The sequence below is a fragment of the uncultured Salinicola sp. genome (assembly GCF_937921195.1).
In the GTDB taxonomy this organism is placed as follows: Bacteria; Pseudomonadota; Gammaproteobacteria; order Pseudomonadales; family Halomonadaceae; genus Salinicola.
The window spans coordinates 63,314-73,965 of the sequence record NZ_CALFQK010000099.1 but is presented as its reverse complement, the minus strand read 5'-3'; the positions used below and the strand labels follow the sequence as shown (position 1 = coordinate 73,965).

At 61.0% G+C, this 10,652-nt stretch carries 16 protein-coding genes; 15 read left to right on the top strand and 1 reads right to left on the bottom strand.

Features of this window, described 5'->3' with window-relative positions:
• Positions 1-5: 5 nt before the first annotated feature.
• From Q0602_RS09860 to Q0602_RS09840, 5 genes are all read left to right on the top strand, one after another.
• Positions 6-341, top strand: a complete 336-nt coding sequence (locus Q0602_RS09860) for a hypothetical protein (protein ID WP_298842295.1) — start codon at positions 6-8, stop codon at positions 339-341.
• A 141-nt stretch (positions 342-482) separates the two neighbouring features.
• On the top strand, positions 483-1,196 hold the full coding sequence (locus Q0602_RS09855; RefSeq protein WP_298842291.1) for a hypothetical protein: 714 nt from the start codon (positions 483-485) through the stop codon (positions 1,194-1,196).
• On the top strand, positions 1,193-1,594 hold the full coding sequence (locus Q0602_RS09850; RefSeq protein WP_298842288.1) for a hypothetical protein: 402 nt from the start codon (positions 1,193-1,195) through the stop codon (positions 1,592-1,594). The genes Q0602_RS09855 and Q0602_RS09850 overlap by 4 nt, the downstream gene beginning before the upstream one ends.
• Positions 1,591-3,135: a hypothetical protein gene (locus Q0602_RS09845; RefSeq protein WP_298842286.1), complete on the top strand. Its 1,545-nt coding sequence runs from the start codon at positions 1,591-1,593 to the stop codon at positions 3,133-3,135. Before Q0602_RS09850 ends, Q0602_RS09845 begins: the two co-directional genes overlap by 4 nt.
• A gap of 101 nt (positions 3,136-3,236) precedes the next feature.
• Positions 3,237-3,896 (top strand): hypothetical protein, encoded by a 660-nt coding sequence (locus tag Q0602_RS09840; RefSeq protein ID WP_298842283.1) that lies wholly within the window; start codon positions 3,237-3,239, stop codon positions 3,894-3,896.
• On the opposite strand, the gene Q0602_RS09835 is transcribed toward Q0602_RS09840, so the two are convergent.
• Entirely contained in the window at positions 3,885-5,483 is a 1,599-nt protein-coding gene (locus Q0602_RS09835; RefSeq protein ID WP_298842278.1) for a macro domain-containing protein, read from the bottom strand. The two genes, Q0602_RS09840 and Q0602_RS09835, sit on opposite strands and share 12 nt — an antisense overlap.
• Before the next feature lie 74 nt (positions 5,484-5,557).
• Between Q0602_RS09835 and Q0602_RS09830 the strand changes: the two genes are divergently transcribed.
• The 10 genes from Q0602_RS09830 (at position 5,558) to Q0602_RS09785 (ending at position 10,641) form a co-directional block, all read left to right on the top strand.
• Positions 5,558-5,863, top strand: coding sequence for a hypothetical protein (locus tag Q0602_RS09830; RefSeq protein ID WP_298842276.1), 306 nt, complete (start codon positions 5,558-5,560; stop codon positions 5,861-5,863).
• Positions 5,860-6,102: a hypothetical protein gene (locus tag Q0602_RS09825; protein ID WP_298842271.1), complete on the top strand. Its 243-nt coding sequence runs from the start codon at positions 5,860-5,862 to the stop codon at positions 6,100-6,102. The genes Q0602_RS09830 and Q0602_RS09825 overlap by 4 nt, the downstream gene beginning before the upstream one ends.
• Entirely contained in the window at positions 6,093-6,563 is a 471-nt protein-coding gene (locus tag Q0602_RS09820; protein WP_298842267.1) for a hypothetical protein, read from the top strand. Before Q0602_RS09825 ends, Q0602_RS09820 begins: the two co-directional genes overlap by 10 nt.
• Positions 6,556-6,816 (top strand): hypothetical protein, encoded by a 261-nt coding sequence (locus Q0602_RS09815; RefSeq protein WP_298842264.1) that lies wholly within the window; start codon positions 6,556-6,558, stop codon positions 6,814-6,816. The genes Q0602_RS09820 and Q0602_RS09815 overlap by 8 nt, the downstream gene beginning before the upstream one ends.
• Positions 6,816-7,262, top strand: coding sequence for a zinc-finger-containing protein (locus Q0602_RS09810; protein WP_298842261.1), 447 nt, complete (start codon positions 6,816-6,818; stop codon positions 7,260-7,262). The genes Q0602_RS09815 and Q0602_RS09810 overlap by 1 nt, the downstream gene beginning before the upstream one ends.
• Before the next feature lie 181 nt (positions 7,263-7,443).
• On the top strand, positions 7,444-7,734 hold the full coding sequence (locus Q0602_RS09805; protein ID WP_298842258.1) for a hypothetical protein: 291 nt from the start codon (positions 7,444-7,446) through the stop codon (positions 7,732-7,734).
• On the top strand, positions 7,731-8,102 hold the full coding sequence (locus tag Q0602_RS09800) for a hypothetical protein (protein ID WP_298842255.1): 372 nt from the start codon (positions 7,731-7,733) through the stop codon (positions 8,100-8,102). The genes Q0602_RS09805 and Q0602_RS09800 overlap by 4 nt, the downstream gene beginning before the upstream one ends.
• A gap of 13 nt (positions 8,103-8,115) precedes the next feature.
• Positions 8,116-9,144: a hypothetical protein gene (locus Q0602_RS09795; protein WP_298842252.1), complete on the top strand. Its 1,029-nt coding sequence runs from the start codon at positions 8,116-8,118 to the stop codon at positions 9,142-9,144.
• 253 nt (positions 9,145-9,397) lie between these two features.
• A complete protein-coding gene (locus Q0602_RS09790) occupies positions 9,398-10,348 on the top strand; it encodes a hypothetical protein (protein WP_298842249.1) in 951 nt (316 codons plus the stop codon).
• A gap of 77 nt (positions 10,349-10,425) precedes the next feature.
• Positions 10,426-10,641 carry a hypothetical protein gene (locus Q0602_RS09785; protein WP_298842246.1) on the top strand — a complete coding sequence of 72 codons (216 nt, stop codon included), beginning with the start codon at positions 10,426-10,428 and terminating at the stop codon, positions 10,639-10,641.
• Positions 10,642-10,652 lie beyond the last annotated feature (11 nt).

The following is a 10,652-nucleotide window of genomic DNA, read 5'->3' as shown; positions in this document are numbered from 1 at the left end:
ACGTCATGCCCCACCATGTGAACAGGAACAGCGCCACGGCGGATATCTGGTCCCAGCGGAATGTCGTCATAGCCTGCGTCGCCATCGCTGCCGCCATGCTGTTCGGCGCATGGATGATCCTGCATGACACTACGGCCGAGGCACGAGACATCCGGAATCGCATCGACAACCTTCCGGCCGAATGCCGAAGCTACGCATCAATGAGTCTGCGCCTGGGGATCATCACGAACTCCGGCCCCATAGACAGAGACCAGGTCTCGGACATCCTCGACTCCATAGAGGAACTCGATCCGCAGGACTGCACGAGAATAAACGAACAGATGGACGCCATCGCGCAATAGGAGAAGACCATGTGCACAAGCGGGATATCGAGGAACATTCCCGCTTCGCACAGGAGCCCTCTGCTCGATCGAGCCTCGGACATCTCCAAGTGGCCGGGAGAGCGGCGCATAAAGGCCGTGGTCACGCAGGGGAGACTGAGGGTGACCTATGATGGTCAGGGCGGCTACGCCTGTCTACGGATACATCCGGATGACGATTTCGAGGAGAGGCTGATCGCCATCGATCGGCTCATCGAGCACGACAGGCGAATGGCACGCATCAGGGCCAGCCTCCTCAGAATGAGACTGGAATGCGATCATGATCCGCTCATCGAGCAATGGGTCGATGACGACATGCCCGATATGGATGCCCCTCTGTGGTCATGGAGCGTCCCGGAGGAGATGGCGGCGGCATATCGCAGTGACACACCCGGCGGGACCAGGTCCTGGATCGATCGTGAACTGGACAATCTGCGAAGGCACGTCCGCTACAATCCCATCAGCGAGACATTCGGCGATACGCGTCTGACCCTGAGAGCGAGCGCCTGGGGCCAGATGCACGAGAGAAACGGAGAGATCGAACTCTTCTCGGTGAAGAACGATGCCGGCATCCTCTCCTGGAACACGAAGAACAGATATCTCAAGATCAGGACCGACCTTCCCCAGACTATCGTATCGTCCCTCGAGGGAAGGACGATAAGGGGCATCGTCGAGCATCCCTTCCTCCATCCCGAATCCGTGGTGCGACGGGCGCGGAAGGAGAAGGACGGTCTGCTCATCGAGCTCTGGCGTCAGGCGGACACACTCCAGGACGCGCCGGTGCGAACGCTCGACGAGACCCTCTCCATACATGCCGAATACAGGAGCGCGGAATGACACAGACCATCAGCTGCTGGAATGCCAGGCTGTGGCGCCATCTCACTTCCGCAGAGCCGCTCTCCGGAAATGCTCCGACCTTCTTCGGGCATCTCGTGGTTGACGATGAAAGGGTGCGACCCGAGGGAAGCTACATCATAGGCGGCATCGTCCTCGAGATACGTGATTCCTCCCTGAGTATCCCCGCCACGTCACAGGCCCTGGCAATGGCATGCGAGGGCCGCCTGCTCCGGGAGATCATCGAGATACCGCCCTGCGGCATGGAGGCCGTCGACACCGGAGCCGATCAGGCTCTCGTCAGCAGCGCCTCACATGACAGGAAGAAGAACTCACTCAGGCTGACCTACGTGAGCAGGAGGCTGCCATGGAGCGACATCATCAAGGAGAACACACCATGAGGGACTCCGGCATCACGCAGGAACGCTATCGCGAGACCAAGGCGATGATCGACGATATCATCGTCGATGGCGATTATCGACGGTCCGACGAACCCTACTACGATCCGGACGTCACCATGCTCGAGGTCCTCCGGGTGATGTTCGCCTACAACATGGCGAAGAGCTCGAAGAAGCTCCGCTCGCGCGAGCAGCTCGAATCGTTCGTCGACAAGGAGGGCATCCGGACATGGCTCGACTGGGTCCACAAGACACGCAACGGTGGAGTCGACAACGGGTACGGGCATCTGATCGAGAGCCCGGAAAGCTATCGTCATAGCCCCGGCATTACCCGGTGGGTCAGCTTCGGGATGTTCATGCACAACGGACAGATCTCCGGACCGGGGCGCACCGACCTCTATTACAATCGCATCCTCAAGCGATTCCAGGAACAGCGCTGCCGGTTCGACGATGACATCGTCACAAGCATGACGCACGACATCGAGCGGGGCGTTCGCGAAGGTGCGACCCCAGGACTCGTCATTCCCGACATCAAGCAGATCCGTGAGAATTTCCAGGACCTGATGAAGGAGAGCTATCGGAACAGCATGGCGGACGTCAGGATCCCGTTCGGAGCCAGAGGCGCAACAATGTCCCTGCAGCATGACCCCTTCCTGTTCGGATACGGGGATCTTGTGAAACAGGCAAGGATACAGACCTCCGAATCCGAACGGTTCAGGATGCTGTCCGATACGATCACGGATATCGTCTCCACCGCCAAGTGGCCGGACGACGCCCGGTATGAGGTCACCTTCAGCGTGACCGGCGCCACCTGCGGCGAGGCGGACGACGCCGATGCGACACGAAGGATGGTCATCCAGTTGCGCTTCCGGCAGCTCGACCATCTCCTCGAGAGCAGGGACATCATCCACTACCTCGGTGGCATGGACTATTCCATCGATCTGACGGCAGGGCAGCTCGTCGAGAAATTCATGTCCCAAAAGGACCGCGGAACCCTTCTCAGCGACGAGATCGCCAAGACGGCCAAGAGAGAGGCCAGCAAGATGGCGCGGCGCAAGCGAAAGGCCGACCGGATCGGATCCGGCAACATCGACGTGGATCATGTCGCCGTGCATCTTCTCGATCTCGTCAAGCAATACAATCCCGAGGCTCATGAGGAGATAACGGCGGGCAGGAGGGTCAGCATCGGCCTTCCTCTCGATATGCTGGAAGGCTTCATCGGTGGCAGGAGCCCGAAGGACAACGCGAAATCCAGGAAGAAGAGGAAGAAGGAAAACATCTCCTTCATACTCCACGAGGGTCAGATGCGTTCGCGCTTCCACATCAATGACGACATATACTGGGACAAGGGTCGCATGAAGGTCGGAAGACTGCCTGAGACAGCCATGGCCGGCCTCATCGGAAAGCCCGCGAGAGCAGTGGTCGACCATCCCATCGCCGACCTTCTCGGTACCGTCAGCAAGGCCTATCCGGCAAGATGGGGCGACTCCACGTGGATCACATTCACGCCCCTCATCGAGACGACGTCGGTCAGTTCCACATGAACGACACGCTCAGGCACCGAACCCTGTATGGACGCATCCGCAGCGGCATCACCGAGGCGTGCGAGACCATCAAGATCCAGTGTCGACGCGGAAACGGCCCGATGGACGGTAAGAGGATCGATCAACGCGTCCTCGAGCACTTCGATCGATACAGCCATGAAGAGATCGATGAACAGGCCCGCAGTCTGCTCTATCAGGCCGACGACGGGACCGGGCGCATGCGGGAGAGGATCGAGATGAACAGAGGGCAATGGTGGCACCAGGCACTCAGGACGCTGGACGAATCCGCGAAGCCTTCCATAACCGATATCGCGAGGTGGAGAAGGCATACGACCATCTGCGCCTTCAGGCTGGAACGGACCGTCTCCACGCTCCTCGTCAGGGCAAGCCTCGAGATGACCGGGACCCGTGAAGAATGCGAGGACGCCTGCAGGATGCCGGGATGGGCCCAGAAGGCCGGCGTGGTGGCAAGAAACGCCGCGGACTACGACATAATGGGCCTGTCATGGAATCATGGCAGCGACATCAGCATCGCAGCGGACACGGTCCAGATCCGTAGGACGCCCCCGTCCTCCTACGTCGCCTCCCTTCCGGGAAGACATCTCGAAGAGCTGGTGGATGCGCCTTTCCTCAGGGATTCCGGCATCAGGATAATCACGGCCGAGCAGATGAACGAGATACTCTTCGTCGAGACGGACGCACATGATGAGCACAACACGGTATCGTTCCTCGATGACCCCGAAGGAAGGCTAGCGGCCTAGCCCCTGACCCAAGGCAGCCATCATGCCCGGCCGCTGCATGCGGGAATGCCGACCTCCGGTCAGCGCATCGAGATCGCGTTTCTGATCGCTGTCCCGGGCCGCCTTCTCCATCGACTCCGCGAGACGCTCCGCGCCCCTGCCTTTCAGGATCTCCTGCCCCGGCACCGGATGGTAGCGGATCTGGAAACCAGCGCCATAACGCTCGGCCGACTTCTTCGCATGGAGAGTCGACCAGCCTTCAGCCTTGCTCCACTTCTCGCGGCCCTCGTCGGTGAGGGTGCGCATGTCAATGCGCTCCACCGAATCGACGCGCACCACCACCGACTTGCCCTCCATCTCCCTGTCCTCGTAGAAGCGCACGAGGTCCCCACGCTTGAGCTTCCCCCAGCGGTCGGAATTCTTCCACTTGTCGAAACGCGTCGTCGAGGTCCTCTCCCCATCGAGGATGGCGTCGAACGTCGTCTGCGACTTCACGTCGGGGCGTGCCTCCCACCCGAAGGCGAAATACATCGAACCCTTCTCGGCGATCGGCTCGCCCTTGAACGTCCTCTCATCCTCCTCCTTCTGACGGAGCGGATCGCGGGCACGCTCGGCCGCCGCCTTCAGCTCGAGATCCGGATCGGCCGCCGTCAGGTCCGCGAAATGGGGATCGACCATAACCCTAGGCGACGGAGACCTGGAAAGAAGACCCGAGACCGGGATGCGTCCCTCCGCCATGCGCGCAGCGACGAAGCCCCATGCGCCGGAACGGCCACGGGCCCAACGACCACCCAGCGTCACGTCGGCTCCCTTCTTGAGACGGTTCAGGTCCGCGACCGCGCGATGCGCGTCACGGTTCTCCATCTCGTCCGACTTGAAGTGGACCGGAATCGCCCGACCACCGGGCTCCTCCTGGACCGACATGGCCACCACGACCTTGCTGCGGCCGGCAGAGAACGCCGTGTCAAAAGAGACATCGGGCTTATCCACGATCTTTCCGAGCAGGTTCTTGCGGATCTCCCCGTCGCGCTTCTTCGCGAGAACAGACGGATTGTCGGGGGCCGGCCCATCCATCCCAGTATCTCGGGAGACCATCGCACCGGACGGCTTGGCGAACATCGCCACATCGACACCCTTGAGAGCCTCGTGTACGAGCGGCTCCACTTTCTTCCAGTCCAATCCGCCGTTACCGCATCCTGGCGGCGTGATGGCGACGGACTTGTATCCGCCTTCCCGGAGCTTGTTACCAAGCTCCCTCAGGCCGCTCTCCACCCATTCCATCCGTGAGTCGCTCTGCCAGTCGTCCTTGGTGGCGAGCGCCGCCCACTTGCGCCCATCGGGCAGATCGAACAGGATGGCCCGACCGGGACGGAGTTCTCCGGATCTGATCGCCGCCTCATAGGGCCGCATGACCGCGGCTCCCCATTTCTCCTTGAACGCCTTAGCCACCCCGGCGCCCATGACGCCCTCACCATTCCTCTTCAGCCTGCAGTTCACGGTGTTGACGAGAACTTCGGCGTCGTGTTCGACGATATTGCCGGAGGTGTATTCCAGCGTCTCGAGCGGCTGTTTCTTGAAGGCCATCGGAAATCCCTGCGTCAGATCCATCCTGAAAGCGCAAGTATGACATCCCGACGGGCGACGAGACAAGGATATTGATCAGGCAAGAGAAGGAAAAAACCGTGTTCGGTGAAGACAGACTCCTGAAGGAAGACCAGCTACGAGCATATGCCGGCGGTCTCCAATGCAAGACAGACGACGAGCTCGTCGAGGAATCCCGAAGTCAGATCCACAGCGCCGCCCTTCTGGTCCGGCATTCGACTCACGACCAGAAGGCGACGAAATGCTGGGAGGAGAGCGAACGCCGCGGGCGTCCCTGGCTCTACCAGCGCGGATACAACCGCGCCGTCAAGGAGGCCGGTGGAGAGATCAATGCATCCGATCTCTTGTGCGCCACCGAAGAACATCATGCGGAGAAACGGACATGAAGACATACCTGCAAGAAGCCGGGAGAATAGCCCTCGGTCTGATCATCATGGGGTTCGGTGCCGCGATGACTACGATGATGATCGAGATGGGCATTCATGCTCACTGGGAGATCGCGACCATCAAGGACATCGCATCCTACGTCTTCAGTCTCGGCATGGCGATCGCGATCCTGGCCGGCGGATCTCTGCTGACCGTGAACCCGAAAATCCACGGCGCGAGGATATGGGAATGGGAATGACGGGAGAAGCACACGAAGCGCGCGAGGCCTTCCTTCCACAGGACATCAGGAAGGTCGCAGCCGGCACCTATGAGGCCGATCTCGTCAGGGAGGCGTTCGAGAGCGGACATGCCGTCGACAGAATAGCCAGGACCACATACAATCCCAAGAAGAGACTGCCATTGGCACCCTTCGGGTTCGGAATCGGCCTGGTGATATCCCTCCTCGGCCTGATGCCTGTGCTCAAGTATCTCGTGGAGGACGGAAGATCAGACATGGCCCTCGTCGGACTGGGAATGGTCATGGCCGGCACCGTCCTCCACGTCTTCTGCATGATCGTCGACGGACGACAGGAGAAGGACGATGAAGCATCGTTCCTAGAACATCATGGGCAGGTCAGGCAGAACCTGCTCTCACGATTCATATGCGAGGACGGCCAGATGACCGGACCGCGGAAAACGGAGGAAACGACGAATGGATGAAGGAGAGGCGGCGATCGCGATCGGGGATGCCCTCAAGGACGCGGACATGAAGGTCCTCGCGCTCGATACGGGAGAGATCTTCGTGGAGATGCCGGACGGCAGCAGGTTCGCGCTGAGCGTCGAAGAGGTCGATGAATTCCCCGTCGACCTCGATGAGGACGATCTCGATGAGGACGATGGTACCAGCGGTCAGGATCGAGAATCCTACAGCGATGATCAGGATCGCGAATCATATCACGCGGGAGATGACTGATGGCGCGCTGGAACGAGACCGATCACGGGCTGAAGGACAAGCGGACACCGCCTGACTTCCGCTGCATCGAATGCGGCAGCGAGCCGAGACTGACGGACGGACGGGAGATCTATCCCCATCGCCCCGATCTCGCATCCAAGCGGTTCTACAAGTGCGACACCTGCCCCTCCTCCTATTGTGGCTGCCACCCGAACACGACTACCCCGCTCGGTTACCCCTGCGGCGCCCAAACAAGGAAGGCACGGGGCGAGGCACATGCAGTGGTCGATCCGATATGGCGCGACAGGATCACGAGCCGACAGACGGTCTACTTCGAGCTCGCAAGACGCCTGCAGATCCCGCGCGAGGAATGCCACATCGCATGGATGACCGCGGACGAGGCGCGAGACGCCGCACTCGTCGCAAAGGATATCCGGGCCGACCTCGAAAAACGGCCTCCGCGATGAGCAGGCCATCATGGGGACACACACCGCGCAAGTGCCTGAGATGCGGACGGGTCGGTCCGCGTGTCTCCCATGGCGGGGGATACATCCACGCCTACTGCCGCACCGACGACGAGAAGAAGGCGGACCGACAGAAGCATCGTGACAGGCGCAAGGCACGCATCGCATCACAGAAGGAAAAGACATGAAGGACAAGCGCGATCTCGTCCTCGTGCGTGAACACGATGGCGGGCATGAGTTCATCCTCGTGGACACGTCCAAGGGGACCATTCCCTCGCTCGAGGGAGATAGGACCTACAACGATGTCGTGGCCTTCCCGTTGAAGGACACCCTCCGGGATGAAGGCATGACCTATCCGGTCGTCTATGACGACAACACGATCGGGATCAACAGGCAGAAGGCGAAGGTCAGTAGCCAGGCCGCGATGCCGATGAGCGTCAAGCGCCGATACGAGCGATGGGCGGAAAAACAATGAGGCAGGGGACCACCTGGAAGGAGGAAAGCCTGATCACGGCGCTCCGCCCCTTCGCCATCATCGCCGCGCACATGCCTGCGGAGGCACTGGAGAAGGACGACTTCTTCGCCGTCGACGACGAGCATCCCGACATCGTCCTGAGGACGCGGGATTTCCGGCGCGCCTACGAGGTCGTAACGAGGATCGATCCCGCTTTCAGAAGGGACCTGATCGGCAAGGAGACGCTACTCGACAAGACATTCGGCAGCCCCCGTTGGGGATGGCTCGCCTACACACTGCTCGGCCTCACCGGAGGGATCGTATCCGCGCACGCCCATGGATGGGCCGAAATGACCAGCAGGGCACTGCAGAACCTGCTCGCATCCTGACAAGGAACATGAGATGACCGAACAAAGAAGCGACCGGCAGCTGCGCCTGGCCGGCCCCGGAGACTGGCCGGCGGAACGCCTCGTCGAGCTCTCGACGCACGTGCTGACGGGCCCTGAATTCAGCGATGCGGTCAAGCTGATCGATGAGGCAATCGGCGGAAGCCTGCCACAAGGCAGTCTCTTCGCCTACCTCTTCCGCCGGTTCGGTTTTCCGAACACCGGATCGGACGACTACAAAGAGCTGTGCCGCTACTACCTCACGACGACGCACCCGGGAATGATCATGGGCATCGTGCCCTATTCCGGCGGGGATTCCTCCATCTCGATATCATTCATGGTCTCCCACGAGACCCGCACCGCCTGCGAGGATTGGTACCAGAGATCACGGAAGGCCCGGCACGAGCGTTTCATCGCCTGGATCGAGGAACAGGGCCGCGTGCCGGAATGGTCGGAACGTTTCCTTGCCGAACTCAAGGCGCAGGGATGGCCCGTTCCTGCCGGACATTCCGGCTGGAGGAGGATCATACCCGCACTCACGATGCTGTCCGGGCTGCGCGAAAGATCCGACCGGATCATGGACGCAACGGAAGAGACCTCCTGGTACGACGAGATCAAGAAGGACTACGCCAAGATCGAGACCGAGGGCGATCCGGGTGTAGACTATCGTGATCCGGACTGGCGGAACTGGGACGAAGACGATCCCATGAAGCCTTACGCCGAAGCGATCCATGATACGCTGCAGGACCTCAGACGACCGGTCTGGATCAGGGACTGCGCCATCGATCCATGGGGCCCCTGCGAGGAACCCGACGAGGACGGAGACACCGAAGAGCACGAGGAAAGGGGAAAAGGCCTCGCCTCCGCCGAGTACGCGGATGTCGCTGGATATCCCTGCGGCGCTCTCGGAAACTTCGATCCCATCGGCTACTGCAGGCTGCAGGACACGATAATGGAGGAAGGCGCAGGCGATCCCGTAAAAGGCATAGCGGCCGTGCAGGCCATCCTCGATGCCCGACGCAAGGACGAAGGGCAGAACGACTGACACTTTCGGGCCGGAACCAGCCCGTCGGCTTCAGACCGCGATAGCGGTCGGCTCTCCATGAGGAGGGCCAGGCGAACGGTTCCACGACAAGACGACACACGCATAAAACCACGAACAATGCATCTCACCCATCCGGGGAGACGCGGTTCGCGAGGCGTGGTCGCAACGAAGCCCCGACCACCCGCGATGCGCATCGCCGGCCATCGGCCACAGACGCACATCCGCAACCGCGCCTCCCATACGGAGAAGTGAAATGAAGACAGAACTGCACAAGGAAATCGACGGAATCCATGCTGCTCTCAAGGCACGCGGCGTCGATCTCAAGCGATCCGACGTCATCGAGAGCGTAGCCATCGCCCGCGGACATCGCAACGCGCACGAGATGATGGCGGCAGCGCAGAAGACGCAGGAGGAGGAGCACCCCTTCGCTGATCAGACCACGAAGCTCCGCGAAGACGGAGACAGCGATCTGCGGCATCAGCTGCGCCTGCGCACCCTCGAGGTGGAGCAGCTGCGGGAGGACATCAAATGCACGGAGATGCGCTCGAACTTCGACTGGATCGGCTGGAAGAAGACCATCAAGGCCATGAAGAAGGCCGCGCACCACGGCAAGGACCCGATCAGCGACGAAGATCTGATGCTCATCCGAATGGCGGTCTCCGACAACCACTGCAAGTCCAGTTCAGCCGAACGCAGTTCAGCCGAATACCGCGTCATGGAACTGGCCAAGAAGCGCCTTCCCGCCATCCTGTCACGGCTCGACGCCGCAGAGGAGCTGCTCGGGAAGGGAGAAGTCGTGACCGGTCCGATCCTCGAAGCGATCAAGGACATGGTCGAGGTCGAGGCCAATCGGGACGGAGACCTGTTCGACGACTACTTCCTGCCCGACCCGGACAGCGATCTCGACGAGGACCAGCAGGGCGTGCTGCGCGCCGCGAAGGCGTTCTCGATCGACGACCTCCACACCCTCAGCGGCACGGACGAGGACGACATCCTCGAACGGATCGAGGAACTCGAAGCCGACATGGACAGCTGCCAGACCGGACCTGCGAGCGTACGCATCAACGTGGCGGAAGCTGTCGAGGCTCTGCGCCGAGGAGAAGGTTCGATCCTACTCCACAGGGAACTGATGGCCATGGCCCGGGCGGTCGATATCGACCCGCGCGGAACGAAGGGCGTCATCTACCCCAAGCACGAAGGCTGACAACGAAGAGGGGAGGGCCACGGTCCTCCCCGACATCAAACGGGGAGATCGACAATCCCCTGAGAAAGGAAAAAGCAATGGCCATGCAACCGCTGGACCCCAACACCCATCCGAGCTGGCTGCAGCGTCATATGCAGAGCTTCCGGAGCGACATGCATCAGGCAGCGGAAGCCGCACGGAAGGAGACAGATGCCGACAAGGCGCTGGCACATGTCGGCGAACTCGCCGATCAGGTCGAATACCTCGGCTCAGTCGTCGCCGCACTGGTGAATCACGTCGCGCGCCAGCACTGAGGAGATCTGCA